Source organism: Pseudomonas reidholzensis (genome assembly GCF_900536025.1).
Lineage (GTDB): Bacteria > Pseudomonadota > Gammaproteobacteria > Pseudomonadales > Pseudomonadaceae > Aquipseudomonas > Aquipseudomonas reidholzensis.
Map to the genome: position 1 here is coordinate 19,283 of NZ_UNOZ01000017.1, position 19,522 is coordinate 38,804.

Genomic DNA, 19,522 nt, shown 5'->3' on the forward strand with positions numbered 1-19,522 from the left:
GGGTAAACCCGCGCCTACAAAGATCGTGATTGAGCGTTGGGCTGGACTCGGGCGGGTTTCGCGACCAGTCTGAAGGGGTGAACGGTTTGCCGGAATCGGGCCCTCGCCGGCCCGGACAACAACGACAATGATTCCCGCGAGTGAGCCTGATGAACATCCTCTACGACGAACGCGTCGACGGCCCGCTGCCCGCCATTGACCAGGCCGAGCTGCTGGTGGCGCTGCGCACGGCCCTGCCGGACCTCGAGATCCTGCACCGCGACGAAGACCTCAGGCCCTATGAATGCGATGGCCTCTCGGCCTACCGCACCGTGCCGCTGCTGGTGGTGCTGCCCGAGCGCCTGGAGCAGGTCCAGGGGTTGCTCAAGCTCTGCCACCAGCGTGGCGTGCCGGTGGTCGCGCGGGGCGCCGGCACTGGCCTGTCCGGCGGCGCGCTGCCCCTGAGCAAGGGCATCCTGCTGGTGATGGCGCGCTTCAACCAGATCCTCGAGGTCAACCCGCAGGGGCGCTATGCCCGCGTCCAGCCCGGCGTGCGCAACCTGGCGATCTCCCAGGCCGCCGCCCCGTACGGCATGTACTACGCACCCGACCCGTCGTCGCAGATCGCCTGCACGATCGGCGGCAATGTCGCCGAAAACGCCGGGGGCGTGCACTGCCTGAAGTACGGCCTGACCGTGCACAACCTGCTCAAGGTGGAGATCCTCACCGTCGAAGGTGAACGCCTGACCCTGGGCAGCGACGCGCTGGACAGCCCAGGCTTCGACCTGCTGGCACTGTTTACCGGCTCCGAGGGCATGCTCGGCATCATCACCGAAGTCACCGTCAAGCTGCTGCCCAAGCCGCAGGTGGCACGGGTGCTGCTGGCCAGCTTCGACAGCGTCGAGGACGCCGGCCGGGCAGTGGCCGAGATCATCGCGGCGGGGATTATCCCCGGTGGCCTGGAGATGATGGACAACCTCGCCATCCGCGCCGCTGAGGACTTCATCCATGCCGGATACCCAGTGGAAGCGGCGGCGATCCTGCTGTGCGAGCTGGATGGCGTCGAGGCCGATGTGCAGGATGACTGCGAGCGGGTCCAGGCGGTGCTCGAGCAGGCTGGCGCCAGCGAAGTGCGGCTGGCCTGCGACGAGGCCGAGCGCGTGCGCTTCTGGGCCGGGCGCAAGAATGCCTTCCCGGCCGTGGGGCGAATCTCGCCGGACTACTACTGCATGGACGGCACCATCCCCCGCCGCGAGCTGCCGCGGGTGCTCAAGGGCATCGCCGCGTTGTCTGCCGAGCACGGGTTGCGGGTGGCCAACGTGTTTCATGCCGGTGACGGCAACATGCACCCGCTGATCCTGTTCGACGCCAACCTGCCCGGCGAGCTGGAGCGCGCCGAGCTGATCGGCGGCAAGATCCTCGAACTGTGCGTGGCGGTCGGCGGCAGCATCACCGGCGAGCACGGCGTCGGCCGCGAGAAGATCAACCAGATGTGCGCGCAGTTCAACAGCGACGAAATCACCCTGTTCCATGCCATCAAGGCCGCCTTCGACCCGCAAGGCCTGCTCAACCCTGGCAAGAACATCCCCACCCTGCACCGCTGCGCCGAATTCGGCGCGCTGCACGTGCACCACGGCCAACTGCCGTTTCCTGACCTGGAGCGTTTCTGATGAGCATGGACCGCGACATCGCCCAGGACCTGCTCGCGCAGGTCAATCAGGCGCTCGCTTCGGGCACCGCGCTGCGTATTCAAGGCGGCGACAGCAAGCGCATGCTTGGCCGTCCGGTGATCGGCGAGATCGTCGACACCCGCGGCCATTGCGGCATTGTCAGCTACGACCCGACCGAGCTGGTCATCACCGCACGCGCCGGCACCCCGCTGGCGACCCTGGAGGCGGTGTTGCACGAAGCGGGGCAGATGCTGCCCTGCGAACCGCCGCACCTGGGCCCGCAGGCCACCCTCGGCGGCATGGTCGCCGCCGGGTTGTCCGGGCCGCGCCGCCCATGGGCCGGTTCGGTGCGCGACTATGTGCTCGGCACCCGGCTGATCACCGGCCACGGCAAGCTGTTGCGGTTCGGCGGCGAGGTGATGAAAAACGTCGCCGGCTATGACCTCTCGCGGCTGATGGCAGGCAGCTTTGGCTGCCTCGGGCTGCTCACCGAAGTGTCGCTGAAGGTCCTGCCACGGCCGCGCCAGTGCCTGAGCCTGCGGCTGCCGATGAGCGCTCGGCAGGCCTTGGCCGAGTTGGCCGAATGGGGCCAGCAGCCGCTGCCGATCAGCGCCGCGTGCCACGACGGCGAGGCACTTCATCTGCGCCTGGAAGGTGGCGAAGGCTCGGTGCAGTCGGCCCGCCAGCGCCTCGGCGGCGAACCGCTGGACAGCCAGTTCTGGCACGACCTGCGCGAGCAGCGCCTGGCCTTTTTTGAAGGTCAAGCGCCGCTGTGGCGGCTGTCCGTACCCAACGCCTGCGGCGAACTGGACCTGCCCGGGCACCAGCTGATCGACTGGGGCGGCGCCCAGCGCTGGTTGAAGTCGTCGGCACCGGCGGCACAGATCCGCGCACGGCTGGCCGAGGTCGGCGGCCATGCCACCGGCTATGCACTGGGCGATGACAGCACCGCGCCGCTGCCATCGGCACTGTTGCGCTATCACCAGGCGCTCAAGCGCCAGCTCGACCCCCAGGGCATCTTCAACCCTGGCCGCCTGTACCCGGACGTGTGAGGCCATGCCATGCAAACCCACCTGAGCGAATCCGCACGACACCTGGCCCGCGCCGAAGAGGCCGAAAGCATCCTGCGCTCCTGCGTGCACTGCGGCTTCTGCACCGCCACCTGCCCCACCTATCAACTGCTCGGCGACGAACTCGACGGGCCGCGCGGGCGCATCTACCTGATCAAGCAGGTGCTCGAAGGCGAGCCCGTGACCGCCAGCACCCAGCTGCACCTGGACCGCTGCCTGACCTGCCGCAACTGCGAAACGACCTGCCCCTCGGGGGTCAAGTACCACGACCTGCTGGACATCGGCCGCGCCGTGGTCGATCAGCAGGTACCGCGCCCGCTCGGCCAGCGCTTGCTGCGTGAGGGGCTGCGCGCGGTGGTCCCGCATCCGGCCCTGTTCAAGGCCCTGACCCGCACCGGCCAGGTGTTGCGGCCGCTGCTGCCCGCCGGCCTCAAGGCCAAGCTGCCAGCGCGGGTCGCCGACCCCGGCCAGCGCCCGGCACCGCGCCATACCCGCCGGGTGTTGCTGCTCGAAGGCTGCGTGCAACCGGCGCTGTCGCCCAACACCAACGCCGCCGCCGCGCGCCTGCTCGACCGCCTGGGGATCAGCGTCGAGGCGGTGCGCCAGGCGGGCTGCTGCGGTGCGGTGGACTACCACCTGAACGCCCAGGAGCAGGGTTTGCAGCGCGCCCGACACAATATCGACGCCTGGTGGCCGGCGATCGAGGCCGGTGCCGAGGCGCTGGTCGTGACCGCCAGCGGCTGTGGCGCCTTCGTCCACGAGTACGGCCACCTGCTGGAAAAAGACCCGAGCTATGCCGCCAAGGCGGCGCGGGTCAGCGCCCTCGCCCGCGACCTGGTCGAAGTCCTGCGCGACGAACCGGTGGAACAGCTCGGCCTGTGCGCCGAGCAGCGCCTGGCCTTTCATTGCCCGTGCACCTTGCAGCACGCGCTGAAGCTGGGCGGCGCGGTCGAAGCGCTGCTGGTTCGGCTAGGCTTCACCCTGACGCCGGTGCCGGACGGCCATCTGTGCTGCGGCTCGGCCGGTACCTATTCACTGACCCAGCCGGCACTGTCGCGGCAACTGCGCGACAATCGCCTGAATGCCCTGGAGAGCGGCAAGCCGCAGGTCATCGCCACCGCCAATATCGGCTGCCAGACCCACCTCGACGGCGCCGGACGCACCCCGGTGCGGCACTGGATCGAGATCGTCGACGCGGCCCTCAATCAGGAGCTCTGAACATGCACAGCAAACCGGTACTGGGCCAGGCTGAAGTCGCCCGCCTGATCGCCGCCGCCCGCCAGGAAGCCCAGGCGCAGCAATGGAACGTGACCATCGCGGTGGTCGACGACGGCGGCCACCCGCTGGCCCTGGAGCGCATGGACGGCTGCGCCCCGGCCAGTGCCTACATCGCCGTGGAAAAGGCCCGCAGCGCGGCGCTGGGCCGACGCGAAACCCGCGACTACGAGCAGATGGTCAATGGCGGGCGCACCGCGTTCGTCACCGCGCCCTTGCTGACCAGCCTGGAGGGCGGCGTGCCAGTGCGGGTGGACGGGCACGTGGTGGCGGCGATTGGGGTGTCCGGGGTAAAGCCCGAACAGGATGCGCAGGTGGCCAAGGCCGGGGCCGCCGCGTTGTGACATGAACCCTGGGGCCGGCTTGCGGCCCCAGGGCAGACAGAGAAACGCGACTGACAGGTTTCTCGTCGCCGTTCGACTTATTCGGTAAGGGCGGCCGCACGCGCTGACGTTGCATCCCCCACACCCGCCGCGTGCAGCCCGGCGATGTAGCCGAAGGTCATGGCCGGCCCGAGGTTGATGCCGCCTGAGGGGTACAAGCCGCCCATCACGCTGGCCATGTCGGTGCCCACCGCATACAGCCCGGCGATGGCCGCACCGCGCGCATCCAGCACCTGCGCGTGGCCGTTGGTCTTGAGGCCGGCGAAGGTGCCGAAGCTGCCCGGGCGCACCTTGACCGCATAGAACGGCCCGTGCTCGATCGGTGCGACGTTGGGGTTGCCCTCAGTAATGAGCGGGTCACCCTGCTTGCGGTTGTAGGGCGTCGAGCCGCGGCCGAACTCAGGGTCTTCCCCCAGCCGCGCATGCGTATTGAAGTTGCGCACGGTCTCCACCAGCCCCTGCGGATCAATGCCGCACGCCTGGGCCAATGCTTCGATCGAGTCGGCACGCTGCAGGTAGCCGCTGCGCACCGCCGGCCCCACCGGCAAGGGGAACGGCCGCGAATAGCCGAGGCCGAAGCGCCGCTGGAAACGGTGATCGCAGATCAGCCAGGAGGCGACTTCCTCACCTTCAGGCGCCGCGGCGACCATCGCGGCGGTGTAGTCGTAATAGCCGTCGGCTTCGTTGACGAAACGCTTGCCGGTGGAGAGCACGCCGATCAGGCCCGGCTTGGCCCGGTCGATGATGTGCGGGAAGTGCCCCGTGCTGCCGTCGGCATGCCGCACCAACGAGACCGGCGCCCAGGCGGCGGGCGATGCCACCTGCACATCGAGCACGCCGCCGGCCGATTCGCCGAGCGAAATGCCGTCACCCGAGCATTCCACCGGCGGCAAGGCCAGGTGGTCATTGTCGCCCGGCGTACGTGGGAACAGCGCCTTGCGCCGCTGCAGGTCATTGGGGAAGCCGCCCGCTGCCAGCACCACGCCCTTGCGCGCATGGATCTCGGTGATGCCGTCGGGGCTATCGACCCGCGCCCCGAGCACCCTGCCCTGGTCGATGATCAGCGCGCGCGCCGGCGCCGACTCGATCAGCGTCACGCCCAGATCGACCGCCGACTTGGCCAGCCGCGCCACCAGCGCCACACCGTTGACCAGGTGCATCGCCCGGCCATGCAGCGCCAGGTCGCGCAGGTGACGCAGGAAGCGCTTGCTGACATGGATGAACGACTTCAGCGAGCGGGTCATGCTGAGGAACGCGCCAAGGTCGGCGCCGGCCATGATCGGCATCCCCAGGAACGAGGTCTCGCGCATCGTCTTGCGCATACGGTGGATCAGCGCGCCCATCTGTCGCGCGTCATAGGGCGCGGCGATCACCTGGTGGCCTTGGGTAGCAGCGCCAGGGACATTGCCGTGGATGTCGGGGATACCGTTGCCGTCGAGCCATTGCAGCGTGGTGTGCTGCTCGAAGAATGCCACCATGTGTGGCGCGTTCTGCAAAAACGCTTCTACCCGCTCCGGGTCGTAGCGATCGCCCAGTTCGTGCTTGAGGTAGGTGCGCGGCTGCTGCGGGTCTTCATCGATGCCCGCCCGTTTGGCCAACGGGTTGCCGGGTACCCAGAGCCAGCCACCCGACCAGGCCGTGGCACCGCCGAAGGTCGGGTGTTTTTCCACCACGATCACTTTCAGGCCCTGGGAGGCCGCGGTGACCGCTGCGGCCAGGCCGGATGCGCCAGAGCCGATGACCAGCAGATCACACTCGAGACGCCGTGCAGGGGTTTGATTGTGGTTACTCACGCGCGCTCACCCTGACCTGCGTTGACTACCGCGAGCCCCGGGCTCATGAGCGCTGGAGAGCCGGGGATCAGTTGTTGAATGTGCGCGGCCGCCGCGATCAGCGCCGGGGCGATCTGCTGCAAGCGCGCTTCGGACAGGCGGAACACCGGGCCGGCGACGCTGACCACGCCGATCACCTTGCCACTGAGCGGATGCACCACCGGGACGGCGATGGCCGCCATCCAGTCGGCAAAGGTCTGGATGGCCACCGCGTAGCCCACGCTTCGCGCCGCCTCGATACGCGGCAACAAGGCCTCGATGCTTTGCGGCGCCTGGGGGCCGTAGTCCTCGACGCTACCCAGGCCCTGCTGCGCCACCAGGGCCAACGCCCGCGCGTTGTCCATGGTCGATAGCCAGGCATAACCACTCGCCGAGCACGACAGCCTGGCCTCCTTGCCCATGTCCGGGTCATAGCGCAACCCGGCCCGGGCCCCTTGGGCACGGGCTACCCAGGTCAGCCGATCGTCGTCGACTACCGACAGGCGCACCAGCTCACCGACCTCGGCGGCCAGGCGGTTGAGCACCGGCTGGACCGCGTCGAGGGTGCCGTCAGCGCCCAGGTGGGTGAATGCCAGCACTTGTAGTTTCGAGGTCAGCACGTAGGTGCCGCGCTCCTGCTCCTGACGGGCATAGCCGTTTTCACAGAGGATGTTCAGCAACCGGTGGGTCGCGCTGCGAGGGATCTGCAACGCCTCGGAGATCTCGGTCAGCGGCACGCCTTCGGCACTGCTGGCGAGCAGTTCGAGGATGGCCAGGCCACGCTCCAACAACCCTGTGACGGTGGCTTCGGTAGTACTCACTGCGCTTGGCATAACGGTCTCCAGCGTGGCACGCAAGGCGCCCTCGGCATTTGGATTTTGCGGATGACTGGAAAACTATTCCAGTTTTGCCACCAGTGTCAAACACCCCGTGTTTGCTGGGTGAAAATGCCATTGGTCAATCTGCGAAACCGGGTTGGGGGCGGTTATCGAACGCTAAAAAGGCCGGAAAATCGGTTTCATTCGACGGGTCTGTTTTTCGCTTGATTTAAAACTGGAACTCAGTTCTAACTAAAAAGACAGCCGCTCCCGGCCTCCGTTGTCGGAACCAGGACGCGCCTTTTTTTGATTGGAGAACGAGCGTCGAGCATGAGCGATCAAGTATTTTCCCTGGCTGCCCTGACCGTACTGGAACTCTCGCCGCCCGACATGGTGGACGTCGCGGCGCGTGCCGGGTACAGCCACGTCGGCTTGCGCCTCGAACCGGCAACGCCGGAAGAACACCACTTCCCGCTGGTGGCGGATGCGCAACTGCGCCGGCAGACGCGCCAGCGCCTCAGCGACACCGGGATCAAGGTGCTGGACATCGAGATCCTGCGTCTCAAGCCGCAGACCCAGGTCATGGAGTTTCGGCAGATTCTGGAGGTCGGCGCCGAGTTTGGCGCAAGCGAGCTACTGGTCGCCGGTAACGACCCCGATGAGGCGCGGCTCAGCGATAACTTCGCCGCCCTGTGTGACCTGGCCGGCCCTTACGGGATCTACCCGCACCTGGAGTTCATGCCGTGGACCGACGCACGCGACCTGACCCAGGCGCTGCGCATCGTCGAGCAGGCCGGGCGGCGCAATGCCAGCGTGCTGATCGACGCCTTTCACTTCAACCGCTCCGGCTCCTCGCTCGCCGAGCTGGCAGCGGCCACGGCCGAGGCGCCGCAGCGCTTTCGCTATGCGCAGCTGTGCGACGTGGCCGGCCCGCGCCCGGACGACATGGCGGAAACCCTCCGTCAGGCGCGCAACGAACGGCGCTTCCCCGGCGATGGCGACTGTGACCTGCACGGCCTGCTGAACGCCCTGCCCGCGCAGATTCCGCTCAGCCTCGAGATCCCCACCCGGCAGTTGCTGGAGCAAGGCGTCAGCGCCTACGACCGCGCCAAGCTGGCGCTCGACAAGGCCCGCCAGGTCTTGCACAACCGCTGAGCGATGTTGCTGACGCAGTAAGACTTGCACTGGCAGCCCCGGCCTCTTCGCGGGTAAACCCGCTCCCACAGGTATCCGCGCAAAGCTCCAGAACAGCGCGGTCCCTGTGGGAGCGGGTTTACCCGCGAAGAGGCCCGGGCTGCCAGCACACTTCTAGCGCGCCAACACCTGCTCGCCAGCATTCGCCGGCAGCTTCAGGGCATCGACCAACGCGACCACGCCAGTCAGCGCAATACCGACGAACGCCCAGTGAAAATCACTGACCTGCACCGCCCCCATATGCCCCTGAACCTTCATCGACAGCTGCAGCAGCAACGCAGAGACCGCTACCCCCAACGCCATCGCCAGCTGGAAAAACATGCTGAACAGCGTCGACGCCTGGCTCATGCGGTCCTTGGGCACTTCGCTAAAGCCAAGGGCGTTGTAGCAAGTGAACTGCATTGAGCGCGACAGCCCACTGATGAACAACACCAGGGCCATCCACCACCACGGCGTATCGGCCTCGAACGTCAGGCAGCCCAACACCGCCACCACGCCGATCAGGCCATTGCCCAGCAGCACCTGGCGCATGCCGAAGCGGCGCATCAACGGCGTGGTGAACGGCTTCATCGCCAGGTTGCCGGCAAAGATCGCCAACACCAGCAACCCCGCATCGACCGCCGACAGACCAAAGCTCACCTGCAGCAACAAGGGCAGCAGAAACGGCAGCGCACTGATCGACGCACGAAACAGCGTGCCGCCAAAGATGCTCGCCCGGAAGGTCGCGATGGCCGCCGCGTCCAGCGGCAGCAACGGCGTCGGGTGCCGTTGGCAGTGCCGAATCGAGGCAAACGTCAGCGCCAGCCCGAGCACCACCAGCCCGGCACCCTTGGCCAGCTGGCCCGGCTCAGGCGTGCCGAGCCACTCCAGCCCAGTGAACAACGCCGCGCACGCACCGGCCAGGAGCACAAAGCCGACCACGTCGAAAGGCCGGGACTCGACCGCTCGCGTGCTCGGTATCAAGCGCAACGCCGCCCAGCCGGCCACGATGCCCAAGGGCACATTGAGGTAGAAGATCCACGGCCAGGAAAAATGGGTCACCAGAAACCCGCCAATCGGCGGCCCCAGCACCGGCGCCGCCAGGCCTGGCCAGGTAATGATCGCCAACATCCGCACCAGGTCCTTTTTCTCGGTGATGCGCAGCACCACCAGCCTGCCCACCGGCACCATCAAGGCCCCGCCGATGCCCTGCAGCACCCGCGCCAGGACAAACCACTCAAGGCTCGACGCGGCGCCACAGAGGATCGACGCCACGGTAAACAGGCAGATCGCCGCGGCAAACACCCCGCGTGCGCCCAGCCGATCCGCCAGCCAACTGCTCAGCGGAATGAAGATCGCTACCGCCAGCAGGTACGCACTGATACCGACGTTGAGGCTGACGGCCGACTCGCCGAAATCCTTGGCCATCTGCGGTAACGCCGTGGTGATCACCGTCGCGTCGAGGTTTTCCATGAAGAAGGTGACCGCCACCAGCAAGGCGATCCCCATCGCCTGGCGGGCGCTGGGAACGGTATCGGCGGTAGGGGTTTGCAAGGTTGCTGAGCGGGCCACGTACGCGTCCTGGTTGCCTGAGGTGTGCGGCTACCTGCCGCCGTCCAACCTTCTAACAGCGGCCGGGTGCAGGGCAAGCCCAAGACGATGAAATCTTTCCCTGACTATCAGGCGACCCGCTCGAGCGTTTCTTGCGGGCGCTTTTGCCTGCGTTTGTTCCAGCGCAGCAGGGCCACCCGCGCCAGGGTGTTCCAGCAATAGCCGACGACCACGCCACCGACGATGGCGAGCAGCACCGCGACGGCCGGCTCATCACTGATGCGCCGGGCCACGGACTGGAACTGGAAATGCGTCAGGTAGATGAACAGGGTCGACGACGCGATCACCGCGCCTGCCCGCGCCACCGTGCCAGGCACCACCACCGAGCGCAGCCAGATCAACGCAAGCACCGCCGGCAAGGCGACATCGATGTGCTTCATGCTCGCCAGCGCCTGCCAGCCGTACTGCGCCAGGGCGGGGAAGTCCAGCACGCCGATCAGCAGGATCGCCACCACGCTGGCGGCGCACTTCTGCGCCGCCGACTGGGCGAAATGCACGGCCATGCCCAGCACCATGATCGCCAGGTAGTGCTGCGGCACCCGGTTGAACAACGGGGCCGCGTCGAAGACGAACAGGCTGAGCAGGATATCGGTTGCCAACAGCGCGCAGGAGGCCACCACCAGGCAACGGAACGGGTTGGCCATGATGATCATGCGCACGCGCTTGACCGACAGCACCAGGCCGATGATCAACAGCATCTGCACCAGCACTTCGATGTACCAGTAATGAAAATGACCGACCTGCTGCGGGGTGTACCAATTGGAAATCATCAACAGCGATTGCCAGTGCACCCGGTCGAACAGCACCTGGGTCAGCACGGTGTAGAGCACCGTCGGCACCGCGATGCTGGCCACCGAGCGTGCCAGCATGCGGGCGTCGCCGCGCTCTTCGATGGCCTTGAACTGGAACCTGGCCAGGCTGATGCCGGAAATCAGGAACAGCACCGTCGTCTCGCCACCGATGCTCCAGGTCGAAAACAGGTGCAGGTGGCCGATGACGATCAGGATGATCGAGACCATCCGCACGAACACCGGCAGCTCCATGGTCCGCAGCAATGGCCTGGCGGCCTGGGGTCGGCTGGCCAGCTCGGCCAGTTGCCGCACCGGGGTCAGCTCCCAGCGCGGCGGCAGGTGGCCGAGCCGCTCTTCGAGCACGCGCGAGGCCTGGACGAACGACAGCGAGTCGCCGCCCAGTTCGACGAAGTTCAGCTCGGCATCGAGGTGCGGCACCTGGAGGATCTGCGCCCAGGCCTCGCTCAGTTGGGCGGCCTGCGGTGACAGCGCCTGGCGGGTGCTGGTCGCGCGGGTAGCCGCGCTGTCGAAGGCTGCAGGCAGTGCGCGCCGGTCGATCTTGCCATTGGGTGTCAGCGGCATCGCGTCGATGAACATGAATGCCGCCGGGACCATGTAGTCGGGCAGTTGCGCCGTCAGCGCCTCGCGTAATTGCGCGGCCGACACCGGCTGTTGCGCCACGCAATACGCCACCAGGCGCACACTCGAACTGTCGTGATTGGCCTGCACGACACACTGCTTGATCAACGGATGGCGGGCGATGGCATTCTCGATTTCAGCCAGTTCGATACGATGGCCGCGGATCTTCACCTGGCTGTCCGCACGCCCCAGAAAGCTGACGCTGCCGTCGCCAAGGTAGCTGCCAAGGTCACCGGTGCGGTAACAGATATCGCCATCGGCCCCGGTAAACGGGTTGACCACGAATTTCTCCCCGGTCATCGCCGTGTCACCCCAGTAACCCAGCGACAGGTAGGGGCTGCGAATCAGAATCTCGCCGACCTCGCCTTCAGCGACCAGTCGATTGGCGTCGTTGACGACTAGCAGTTGTGCGCCGTCGATGCCTTTGCCCAATGGAATACGGTGATGATCGGCGTGCGGGTCGACTTGATGAAAGGCCATCGCCTGGGGGGTTTCAGTCGTCCCGTAGAAATTCACGCTGACGGCGTTGGGGGCGATCACCCGCATCTGTGCGAACAGCGCAGGGCTGAGCGCATCGCCGCCCCAGAACAGATAGCGCAGGCGCTCGAAGGTCAACGCCTCGAGCCGGGCACCGGTTTCGATCAGCCGGCCCAGCGGCGGCGTGAGGTGCATCACCGACACGCCATGCTGGTCAATCCATGCCGCCAGGGCCGCCGGGTCGATCAGGGTCGCCTGGGCGGGGCAGATGATCTTCGCGCCGATCGACAGCGGCGTGAACACGTCCCGGTACACCGGGTCATGGCCTAGCCCCGATACCAGGGAAAAACAGTCATCGGCCGTGAAGCCATGTCGCCCCACATGCCATTCGATGAAGTGCACCAGCGGCGCGTGATGGGTGACGATGCCTTTGGGTTCGCCGGTGCTGCCCGAGGTAAAGGTGATGTAGGCCGGCTGCGTCGGGTCGACCTCGGGCAGCCGCGTCTGCTGATCACAGGCGAACTGGTCGAACGCTTCAGTCGGGGCTTCCGGCACGCTGACCCGTTGCGGTAATGCAGGGCCTGCCGCGAAGCCGACCTCGGCGTCGCCACAGAGCAAGACAAAGGCGGGCTCGAGGGTGCGCACGATCTGCTCGACCCGCGCGGCGGGGTAAGCGACGTCGGCGACGGTAAAGGTCAGGCCCGCCCGCGAGGCGCCGAGCATCGCGTAGACCAGGCCGGCACAGCGGCTGGCGACAATCACCACCCGGTCACCTTCACGGGCGCCGCGTTCCAGCAGGTACGCCGCAATGCCCTGGCTGATCCGCTCCAGCTGGCGATAGCTGCAGGTAGCGTGTGCAGCGATGATCGCCGTGGCCTCGGGCGTGCGCCTGGCCTGTTGCAGGAAACCGTGAAATATCGACTGCTCGGCACGATAATCCAGGCGCAGCATCGGATTTGGGCGCAGGTCGGGCATGCTGGGACTCCGCAATAGATCGCTGCTCGGGTCCCTGCCGGGCGAATGGGATAGTTAGCTGAACGCTAGTGCACACTGGCCGTCAACGCCACTGCCGGGCGGTGGGCACTGACGAAAAAGCACCGGCCGACGTGGAACTCGACCCACGACCCTGGGTCAATGGCAAGCCGCGGGAATTGGATCCCGTCTGTTGCCATGGAGCTGTTCAATGAATTACCTCAGTAAAGTCGTCGTCGCCGGCGTGTTCGGCCTGGTACTCGCCGGGTGCACCGGCGCGCCGATCAAGTCCACCCAGTACGACAGCAGCCAATACACCGTGCTGGGCCACAGCGAGGCCAGCGCCACCGGCCTGATGCTGTTCGGGATCATCCCGATCCGCCAGAACAGCCGCTTCGTGCGCGCGCAAAACGCGGCCATCAAGGCCAAGGGCGGCGACGCGCTGATCAACACCCAAGTGCAGGAAAACTGGTTCTGGGCGTGGGTCCTGAGTGGCTACACCACCACCATTTCCGGTGATGTGATCAAGCTGAACAACGTCCAGTAAGCCTGCGCCCAGATATCCCGCCGCGTTGCGCCTGCGCTTGCCGATGAGTGACCGGCGGGCGAGGTAGTGGCGCGGGTACGATCCTGTGTATGCTGTCGCGGCGTGGCGACCGCCAACTGACTTCACCGCCCCGAGGGCAAGCCTGCCGGGCGATTCGCTGCCGCCATTTCCGCCAGGATCACGATCGAGCTATCTGTACCGGACGTCGTATGCCCGTTGACCTGCAAGCGCTCTACCCGAAGCTGATCCACTTGATGCTGGACACCGTGTTCGTCGTCGACCCGGACAATACCATCGTATTCGTCAGCGCCGCCTGTGAGGCGCTGCTGGGCTACCGTGCGGACGAGCTGACGGGCACCCCGATCACTCGCTACATGCACCCCGACGACCTCGAGGCGACCCGGGCGTCGATCGTGCGGGTAATGAACGGCACGCCCCACTTCGACTTTCGCAACCGCTATGTGCGCAAGGACGGCGGCGTCGTGCATATCCTCTGGGCGGCCTTCTGGTCTGACGAAGTCGGCGCCCGCATCGGTGTCGCACGCAACGTCACGGCCCTCACCCAGGCCGAGGACGAGCTGCGCTTCCTCGCCCACCATGACCCGCTGACCAAGCTCAACAACCGCTCGCTGTTCAATGAGCGGCTGGCGTCGGCCCTGCACGCAGCAGAGCGTGACCAGCAGCGGCTGGCGTTGCTGTTTCTGGATATCAACGATTTCAAGGGCATCAATGATGGCCATGGCCATGCGGCGGGCGACCAGGTGCTGTGCATGATTGCCCGGCGCCTGGAGCGCTGCGTGGGTGCAACCGATACCGTGGCGCGGATGGGCGGTGATGAATTCATCGTGCTGTTGACCGATGTCGCTTCCGAGGACGCGGTCTTGGCCAAGGTCGAGCAGATCGCCCGGGTCATGGCCGAGCCACTGGACGCTGACTTCGGCCCGATCAAACTGCCCTCCTGCAGTATCGGTGTCGCCTGTTACCCCACCGACGGCAAAGACGCCGATACCCTGCTCAGCCATGCCGATGGCGACATGTACCGGCGCAAGAAGCACCGGGCCTTGGCACGCCAGCAAGCGCAAAGCGCGCAAGCTCCCCTCTGGTCAGACCCTTGTGACGCCTCGCCCGTACTGACGGGCTAGCGCTTCACCAGCGCAACACGCGCGGCGCCAGGGCAGCCCCAAGCAGCGTCGGCAGGAGCATCCCCAGCAGGTACCACACGCCCCAGAACGGCACCGCCATCTCCGGGCAGTGCAGGCAGTACACCAGTGTCGCGGTGGCACCGGCGAGCAAACCTCCCGCAGCGCCGGCCTGGCGCAGACGGGTCGGTGCCAGGCCGCGCAAGGCCCAGAAGATGCCCAGCAGGACTGGCAGCGAGAGCAGCGTGATGTTCAGCGCGCAGGTGCGCCAGGTGCGTCCGAAGACCAGCTCGGCACGGGCTTCGACCGGCGACCCGAGCAGGCTGATCGACGCCCCCAGCCAGACCAGCAGCAACGGCAGGCCGAGCAAGCCCCACAGTGCACCGCCCCTCATCCCCGGCCTGGCCAACCGCTGGGTCAAGCCCAGGCCGAGCAGCGCCAGGCTGGCCGGCAGTGCCACTTTGGCCCAGAACAACGGCGTGCGCGCGACCTCGGCGAGGTCGCTGCGCACGCCGTAAATCGCCACCACCAGCACCAGCGCTGCCAGCAGGCCTGCGAGCACGGCCACTGCCAGGCGCCGAACCAGGGCATGCCGGTCAATCGGCGCCTCGGCGGTGGCCAGCAGGGCAATCAAGTCATCGGTCTTCATCGTCGTTCCTACGTTGGATCAGCTTGGCCAGGGCCCTCAAGCCGCGGTGGATGCCCACTTTTACCGCCGAGCTGGAAAGCCCGGTGATCCGTGCGGCCTGCTCTACCGACAAGCCCTCGAGCTTGACGTGGACGATGGGCAGGCGCTGGCGTGGCGGCAAGTATTCGAGCAGCTTGAGCAGGTCCCGGCTGGCGTCGCTCTGCGCTTCATCGCTGCAGGCGAGCAGCTCGTCATCGTCTTCCAGGGGTGCATGCCGTGCCTCGCGGCGGCCATAGCCACGCAGGTAGTCAGCCAGCTTGTAGCGGGCAATCGCCTGCACCCAGGCGGTCAGTGGCTGCTGCGCCTGGTAGGTATGCCGGGCATTGTGCACCGCCAGCAGCACCTCCTGCAGCAGGTCTTCGACCTCGCTCGGTCGCGCGGCCAGACGCCGTCGGAGAAAACCGCGCACATGCAGCGCCAGCGCCGCGAGAAACTCGCGATAGGCCACGGCGTCCCCGGCCAGCCCTCGCAGCAACAGGGCCTGCAACTCCAGCTCGCGGGTCATCAGCAGGTCATGTGGGTTAGTTCGTTGCATCGGCCGCCAGGGTTACAGCATCAGTGGATTTATTCACGCGATGGGCGCGCGCGCGTCCGGTCGAACGTCGCACGTCCCTTCATAAGGTAGGTGCTGCGCAGGCGGGCGCAAAAATATTTTGCGGCGGCTGTAACCCGATCGCGGTAGCCCACGAATTACTCAGTGAGCCGCCGGTAACTCGCCACGGCCCCATCCTCTGGAGACATCACCATGAAAACCCTCGCCCTCGCCACCGCCGCCCTCGCCCTCGCTTCACTGGCAGGCGTCGCCATGGCCGCCGGTGACAGCACCGCTCAACCCAGCAATGGCGCAGCCATGGAGAAGTGCTACGGCGTCGCCATGGCCGGCAAGAATGACTGCAAGGCCGGCGCCGGCACCAGTTGCGCAGGCAGCGCGAAGAAAGACTACGACGCCATGCACTGGAAAAACGTCCCTGCTGGCACCTGCACGTCGATCAAGACCCCGCATGGCATGGGTTCGCTGACCCCGATGAAATCCTGAGCACAGGCGAGCGACCATGAACGCAGTTACGCCAATCGGCGCCGGGCTCTCGCTCAAGGCCGAACACTATGCCCAGGCCTTGGCGTGCTGCGCGCAGGGTCTGTGGTTTGAAGTGCATGCGGAAAACTACCTGTGCGGTGGCCCGCGGCTGGCTTGGCTCCGGCGCATCGCCGAGCAGCATCCGCTGTCACTGCATGGCGTTGCGCTGTCACTGGCGGCCGACGCCGAACCGGATGCGCTGCACCTGCAGCGCTTGCGCAGGTTGATCGACGCGGTGCAGCCGGTGCTGGTGTCGGAGCACCTGGCGTGGTCGACCTGGCGCGGTCAATACCTCCCCGACTTGCTGCCCTTCCCGCGCAGCGCCGAGGCACTGGCGCGCATCAGCGACAATATCCAGCGCACCCAGGATGCCTTGGGCCGCCGCATCTCCATCGAAAACCCCAGTCACTACCTGCGCCTTGAGGGGCACGACTGGGACGAAACCGGCTTTCTTGCCGAGTTGGTGCGGCGTACAGGCTGCGGCCTGCTGCTGGACGTCAACAATGTCCATGTCAGTGCCCACAACCTCGGTTACAGCGCGGCCGATTACCTCGGCTGCTTCCCGGTACAGGCCGTCACCGAAGTGCACCTGGCCGGGTACAGCGATGACGCCCAGGGCGCACTGCTGATCGACTCGCATGACGCGACCGTCGCCGAGCCGGTCTGGGCGCTGTACCGGGCGTTGATCCAGCGCATAGGCCCTCGCCCGACCTTGATCGAACGCGACGGTAACCTGCCTGCGTTCAGCGAGCTGCTGGCTGAACGCGACCTGGCCCAAGGGCTGCTCGATCGTGCTGGAGGCTTGTCATGAACCTCACCCTCGGCCAGTTTCAGCAGGCGTTTGTCGACGCGCTGCAGCGGCGCGGCGGGCCGCCATTGGCGGGGCTGACTGAACAGCCGGCATTCGCGGTGTACCGCAACACGGTACTGGCGGGCTGTGTCGATGCGCTGTGCGCCAACTTCCCCAGTGTGCAAACCCTGGTGGGGCCTGAATGGATGCACAGCGCAGCGCGCCATTATGCGCAGCAGTCGCCCCCCAGCGACGTGCGGCTGATCTGCTACGGCGAGACCTTTGCGGCGTTTCTCGACGACCTGCAAGGGCATCACCAGCTGCCATACCTGGCGGATGTTGCGCGGGTCGACTGGGCCTGGTGCGCAGCCTTCAGCGCCGCCGACGATCCGCGCCTGGCGCTGGCCGACCTGGCCGGGATGACCGCCGCCGACCTGGCCCGCAGTCACCTTACCCCACGCAGCAGCGTGCGCTGGCACTGGTGCGCCGAGCACCCGCTCTACAGCCTCTGGCGCGCTAGCCGCGACGGCTTGGCCCTGCCTGCCGGGCAACCCTGGGTCGGTGAAGGCGTGTTGCTGTGCGGCGATGACCAGGGTGTGAGCGACCAATCGCTGGAGCGAGGCGGCTGCGCCTTTCTCGATGCCTGCGCGGCCGGCCATTCACTGGAAACCGCCTCGCTGCTTGCCGAGCAGTGCCAACCCGACCTGGACTTCACCGACCTGCTCGGTCGGTTGCTGCAGGCCCAGGTCTTTCGTCCGCTCTCGTTCAAGTGAAGGAACCGCCATGCACACCCACCTCTCCAGCACCCTGCCTCACGGCCTGCGCCAGCACTGGAACCAGTCTGCCGAGCACCTGCAACGGCTGCTCAGCGATAACCTGTTGTGCCTGATCGCACGCTGGGGCATCGCCTCGGTGTTTTTCCTTTCCGGCCGGACCAAGGTCGAAGGTTGGCTGAGCATCACCCCCAGCACCTATGAGCTGTTCCAGACCGACTATGCCCTGCCGCTGGTCTCGCCCTGGCTGGCGGCCCACCTGGCGACCTACGCCGAGCATCTGTTCCCGCTGTTGCTGGTGCTGGGCCTGTGCACCCGGCTCTCCGCGCTGGCCCTGCTGGCCATGACCACAGTGATCGAGGTGTTCGTCTATCCCGATGCCTGGCCCACCCACCTGTGCTGGGCCGGCCTGCTCCTGCTGCTGGTCAGCCGCGGCGCGGGGGCGTTGTCCCTGGACCGGCTGCTGGGGCTGCGCTAGGCCGTGGCAGCCCCGGCGCGGCAATCGTTGGCAGTGGAGAACGGGCGTCGAAACGCTGCATAGCAAGGCTTTTTTCACATTTGCTTCACCCTCCTCCAACACCCCGCCACCTAAGGTGCAGCCACCTGGGAGGCGGAGTGTCGACTGGGCTCCCCCCGCGCCTACCCCGTGTTCCTGGAGACACCGTGCTGCAGACCACCGAAACACGACGAGCCGTCAAATGAAGATATTAGTTGTCGAGGACCACCGTGACATTCATGACAACCTGATGGAGTTTCTCGAACTCAGAGGGCACGACGTCGACGGCGCCCTCGACGGCCTCACCGGCTTGCACCTGGCGGCGTCGAACCGCTATGACGCGATCATCCTCGACGTCATGCTGCCGGGCATCGACGGCAACCAGATCTGCCGTAGCCTGCGCGAGCATTCGAAGTCGGACGTGGCGATCGTCATGCTCAGTGCGCGGGACGAGCTGGACGACCGCCTGACCGGCTTCAAGGCCGGTGCCGACGACTACATCGTCAAGCCGTTCGCCATGTCCGAGGTGCTGGCCAGGGTCCAGGCCGTGGCGGCGCGGCGGCAGCCGAAAACCAGCCATCTGCTGGTGGTGGCCGACCTGCGCTTCGACCTGGACACGCTTGAGGTGTCCAGGGCCGACAAAGCGCTGAAGCTGAAACCGACGACGCGCAAACTGCTCGAACTGCTCATGCGCAACAGCCCGAACATCGTCCGGCGGGCAGAGCTGGAGGCATACCTGTGGGGCAAGGACAGCCCGCGGACCGAGAACCTGCGCACCAACATTCACCTGTTGCGGGTGATCGTCGACAAGCACTTCGATTGCCCGCTGATCCATACCGTCCATGGCGTCGGCTACAAGCTGTGCAAGCAGGCGCTGTAGGCTGCGCGCGTCAGGTGCGCGGTAAGCCCCGCTGCAGCACCACTACTGCACCAGAATGGCTTCCTCAAGGTCGATATTTGGGATCGGCATCACACCGCGGCGCATCTCGAGCCAGAGGCGCATCTTGCGCGCATCGAAAATCTGCCCTTCCTCCATCATGGTCAGGATGAGCGTTTGTGACATCCGGTAACATCCACAGTCAGCACACTCACGCTGTTCCCACCCTTGAGCGCACTCGATGGAGTCGGCGTGGCCTGCACAGATCAGACAACTCATACAGCACCCCGCTTGTTTTTGTTGGTCGGGACTGAAAGGTGAACGTCACCCCATAACGACAGAGTCCGGGGATGCAATGAAAGTTTCGTGCCAACACTGAGGTTTCGCTCGCAGCGAGGCGCTTTGGATGAGTGGCTACAACACGCTTGCGGCTTGGCCCGAACATCAATAATAATGCGATCAATTACC

The 19,522-nt window shown here is 66.3% G+C and carries 19 protein-coding genes; 12 read left to right on the forward strand and 7 right to left on the reverse strand.

All coding sequences use genetic code 11. The annotated features are described in order from the left end of the window. The first annotated feature begins 149 nt into the window (after positions 1-149). Genes glcD through CCOS865_RS12415 form a run of 4 tightly spaced genes read left to right on the forward strand, consistent with a single transcriptional unit; the run spans position 150 to position 4,338 of the window. Entirely contained in the window at positions 150-1,649 is a 1,500-nt protein-coding gene (gene glcD, locus CCOS865_RS12400) for a glycolate oxidase subunit GlcD (protein ID WP_119141623.1), read from the forward strand. After that, a complete protein-coding gene (glcE, locus tag CCOS865_RS12405; RefSeq protein ID WP_119141161.1) occupies positions 1,649-2,701 on the forward strand; it encodes a glycolate oxidase subunit GlcE in 1,053 nt (350 codons plus the stop codon). Before glcD ends, glcE begins: the two co-directional genes overlap by 1 nt. Before the next feature lie 9 nt (positions 2,702-2,710). Beyond that, positions 2,711-3,937, forward strand: a complete 1,227-nt coding sequence (glcF, locus tag CCOS865_RS12410; RefSeq protein ID WP_119141163.1) for a glycolate oxidase subunit GlcF — start codon at positions 2,711-2,713, stop codon at positions 3,935-3,937. A 2-nt stretch (positions 3,938-3,939) separates the two neighbouring features. Then, positions 3,940-4,338, forward strand: coding sequence for a heme-binding protein (locus CCOS865_RS12415; RefSeq protein ID WP_119141165.1), 399 nt, complete (start codon positions 3,940-3,942; stop codon positions 4,336-4,338). Between the two features lie 77 nt (positions 4,339-4,415). Here the strand turns inward: CCOS865_RS12415 and CCOS865_RS12420 are convergent, their stop codons facing one another. Together CCOS865_RS12420 and CCOS865_RS12425 are read right to left on the reverse strand one after the other, a co-directional pair. Continuing rightward, complete coding sequence (locus tag CCOS865_RS12420; RefSeq protein ID WP_119141167.1) at positions 4,416-6,170, reverse strand: FAD-dependent oxidoreductase; 1,755 nt, start codon at positions 6,168-6,170, stop codon at positions 4,416-4,418. Then, positions 6,167-7,021, reverse strand: coding sequence for an IclR family transcriptional regulator (locus CCOS865_RS12425; RefSeq protein ID WP_119141168.1), 855 nt, complete (start codon positions 7,019-7,021; stop codon positions 6,167-6,169). The genes CCOS865_RS12420 and CCOS865_RS12425 overlap by 4 nt, the downstream gene beginning before the upstream one ends. A 315-nt stretch (positions 7,022-7,336) precedes the next feature. Here CCOS865_RS12425 and CCOS865_RS12430 point away from each other — a divergent pair, with 315 nt between their 5' ends. Beyond that, positions 7,337-8,161 (forward strand): sugar phosphate isomerase/epimerase family protein, encoded by an 825-nt coding sequence (locus CCOS865_RS12430; RefSeq protein WP_119141170.1) that lies wholly within the window; start codon positions 7,337-7,339, stop codon positions 8,159-8,161. Positions 8,162-8,314: 153 nt separating this feature from the next. On the opposite strand, the gene CCOS865_RS12435 is transcribed toward CCOS865_RS12430, so the two are convergent. Together CCOS865_RS12435 and CCOS865_RS12440 are read right to left on the reverse strand one after the other, a co-directional pair. Continuing rightward, a complete protein-coding gene (locus CCOS865_RS12435) occupies positions 8,315-9,688 on the reverse strand; it encodes an MFS transporter (RefSeq protein ID WP_244216104.1) in 1,374 nt (457 codons plus the stop codon). A 170-nt stretch (positions 9,689-9,858) separates the two neighbouring features. Beyond that, positions 9,859-12,672, reverse strand: a complete 2,814-nt coding sequence (locus CCOS865_RS12440) for a non-ribosomal peptide synthetase (RefSeq protein WP_119141172.1) — start codon at positions 12,670-12,672, stop codon at positions 9,859-9,861. Between the two features lie 208 nt (positions 12,673-12,880). Between CCOS865_RS12440 and CCOS865_RS12445 the strand changes: the two genes are divergently transcribed. Together CCOS865_RS12445 and CCOS865_RS12450 are read left to right on the forward strand one after the other, a co-directional pair. After that, on the forward strand, positions 12,881-13,216 hold the full coding sequence (locus CCOS865_RS12445) for a hypothetical protein (protein ID WP_119141174.1): 336 nt from the start codon (positions 12,881-12,883) through the stop codon (positions 13,214-13,216). A 209-nt stretch (positions 13,217-13,425) separates the two neighbouring features. Next, positions 13,426-14,358, forward strand: a complete 933-nt coding sequence (locus tag CCOS865_RS12450; protein WP_119141176.1) for a sensor domain-containing diguanylate cyclase — start codon at positions 13,426-13,428, stop codon at positions 14,356-14,358. A 4-nt stretch (positions 14,359-14,362) separates the two neighbouring features. Here the strand turns inward: CCOS865_RS12450 and CCOS865_RS12455 are convergent, their stop codons facing one another. Then, the gene (locus CCOS865_RS12455) at positions 14,363-15,004 is read right to left on the reverse strand and encodes a DUF1109 domain-containing protein (RefSeq protein WP_119141178.1); all 642 of its coding nucleotides are present in this window, start codon (positions 15,002-15,004) and stop codon (positions 14,363-14,365) included. Continuing rightward, positions 14,991-15,578 (reverse strand): sigma-70 family RNA polymerase sigma factor, encoded by a 588-nt coding sequence (locus tag CCOS865_RS12460; protein ID WP_119141180.1) that lies wholly within the window; start codon positions 15,576-15,578, stop codon positions 14,991-14,993. The genes CCOS865_RS12455 and CCOS865_RS12460 overlap by 14 nt, the downstream gene beginning before the upstream one ends. A 210-nt stretch (positions 15,579-15,788) precedes the next feature. Between CCOS865_RS12460 and CCOS865_RS12465 the strand changes: the two genes are divergently transcribed. The 5 genes from CCOS865_RS12465 (at position 15,789) to CCOS865_RS12485 (ending at position 19,057) form a co-directional block, all read left to right on the forward strand. Beyond that, positions 15,789-16,079, forward strand: coding sequence for a BufA1 family periplasmic bufferin-type metallophore (locus CCOS865_RS12465; RefSeq protein ID WP_119141182.1), 291 nt, complete (start codon positions 15,789-15,791; stop codon positions 16,077-16,079). A gap of 16 nt (positions 16,080-16,095) precedes the next feature. Next, complete coding sequence (bufB, locus tag CCOS865_RS12470; protein WP_119141184.1) at positions 16,096-16,929, forward strand: MNIO family bufferin maturase; 834 nt, start codon at positions 16,096-16,098, stop codon at positions 16,927-16,929. Then, positions 16,926-17,681, forward strand: coding sequence for an HvfC/BufC N-terminal domain-containing protein (locus CCOS865_RS12475; protein WP_119141186.1), 756 nt, complete (start codon positions 16,926-16,928; stop codon positions 17,679-17,681). Before bufB ends, CCOS865_RS12475 begins: the two co-directional genes overlap by 4 nt. A gap of 10 nt (positions 17,682-17,691) precedes the next feature. Further along, the gene (locus CCOS865_RS12480; protein ID WP_119141188.1) at positions 17,692-18,159 is read left to right on the forward strand and encodes a DoxX family protein; all 468 of its coding nucleotides are present in this window, start codon (positions 17,692-17,694) and stop codon (positions 18,157-18,159) included. Between the two features lie 220 nt (positions 18,160-18,379). Then, positions 18,380-19,057, forward strand: a complete 678-nt coding sequence (locus CCOS865_RS12485; protein ID WP_119141190.1) for a response regulator transcription factor — start codon at positions 18,380-18,382, stop codon at positions 19,055-19,057. A gap of 42 nt (positions 19,058-19,099) precedes the next feature. On the opposite strand, the gene CCOS865_RS28205 is transcribed toward CCOS865_RS12485, so the two are convergent. Continuing rightward, positions 19,100-19,240, reverse strand: a complete 141-nt coding sequence (locus CCOS865_RS28205) for a hypothetical protein (protein ID WP_167469056.1) — start codon at positions 19,238-19,240, stop codon at positions 19,100-19,102. Positions 19,241-19,522 lie beyond the last annotated feature (282 nt).

Excerpts from the sequence above, each read along its gene's own strand:
- glcD (WP_119141623.1), top strand. The coding sequence starts at position 150 with ATGAACATCCTCTACGACGAACGCGTCGACGGCCCGCTGCCCGCCATT.
- glcE (WP_119141161.1), top strand. The coding sequence starts at position 1,649 with ATGAGCATGGACCGCGACATCGCCCAGGACCTGCTCGCGCAGGTCAAT.
- glcF (WP_119141163.1), top strand. The coding sequence starts at position 2,711 with ATGCAAACCCACCTGAGCGAATCCGCACGACACCTGGCCCGCGCCGAA.
- CCOS865_RS12415 (WP_119141165.1), top strand. The coding sequence starts at position 3,940 with ATGCACAGCAAACCGGTACTGGGCCAGGCTGAAGTCGCCCGCCTGATC.
- CCOS865_RS12425 (WP_119141168.1), bottom strand. The coding sequence starts at position 7,021 with ATGCCAAGCGCAGTGAGTACTACCGAAGCCACCGTCACAGGGTTGTTG.
- CCOS865_RS12430 (WP_119141170.1), top strand. The coding sequence starts at position 7,337 with ATGAGCGATCAAGTATTTTCCCTGGCTGCCCTGACCGTACTGGAACTC.
- CCOS865_RS12435 (WP_244216104.1), bottom strand. The coding sequence starts at position 9,688 with ATGGGGATCGCCTTGCTGGTGGCGGTCACCTTCTTCATGGAAAACCTC.
- CCOS865_RS12440 (WP_119141172.1), bottom strand. The coding sequence starts at position 12,672 with ATGCCCGACCTGCGCCCAAATCCGATGCTGCGCCTGGATTATCGTGCC.
- CCOS865_RS12445 (WP_119141174.1), top strand. The coding sequence starts at position 12,881 with ATGAATTACCTCAGTAAAGTCGTCGTCGCCGGCGTGTTCGGCCTGGTA.
- CCOS865_RS12450 (WP_119141176.1), top strand. The coding sequence starts at position 13,426 with ATGCCCGTTGACCTGCAAGCGCTCTACCCGAAGCTGATCCACTTGATG.
- CCOS865_RS12455 (WP_119141178.1), bottom strand. The coding sequence starts at position 15,004 with ATGAAGACCGATGACTTGATTGCCCTGCTGGCCACCGCCGAGGCGCCG.
- CCOS865_RS12460 (WP_119141180.1), bottom strand. The coding sequence starts at position 15,578 with ATGCAACGAACTAACCCACATGACCTGCTGATGACCCGCGAGCTGGAG.
- CCOS865_RS12465 (WP_119141182.1), top strand. The coding sequence starts at position 15,789 with ATGAAAACCCTCGCCCTCGCCACCGCCGCCCTCGCCCTCGCTTCACTG.
- bufB (WP_119141184.1), top strand. The coding sequence starts at position 16,096 with ATGAACGCAGTTACGCCAATCGGCGCCGGGCTCTCGCTCAAGGCCGAA.
- CCOS865_RS12475 (WP_119141186.1), top strand. The coding sequence starts at position 16,926 with ATGAACCTCACCCTCGGCCAGTTTCAGCAGGCGTTTGTCGACGCGCTG.
- CCOS865_RS12480 (WP_119141188.1), top strand. The coding sequence starts at position 17,692 with ATGCACACCCACCTCTCCAGCACCCTGCCTCACGGCCTGCGCCAGCAC.
- CCOS865_RS12485 (WP_119141190.1), top strand. The coding sequence starts at position 18,380 with ATGAAGATATTAGTTGTCGAGGACCACCGTGACATTCATGACAACCTG.
- CCOS865_RS28205 (WP_167469056.1), bottom strand. The coding sequence starts at position 19,240 with ATGTCACAAACGCTCATCCTGACCATGATGGAGGAAGGGCAGATTTTC.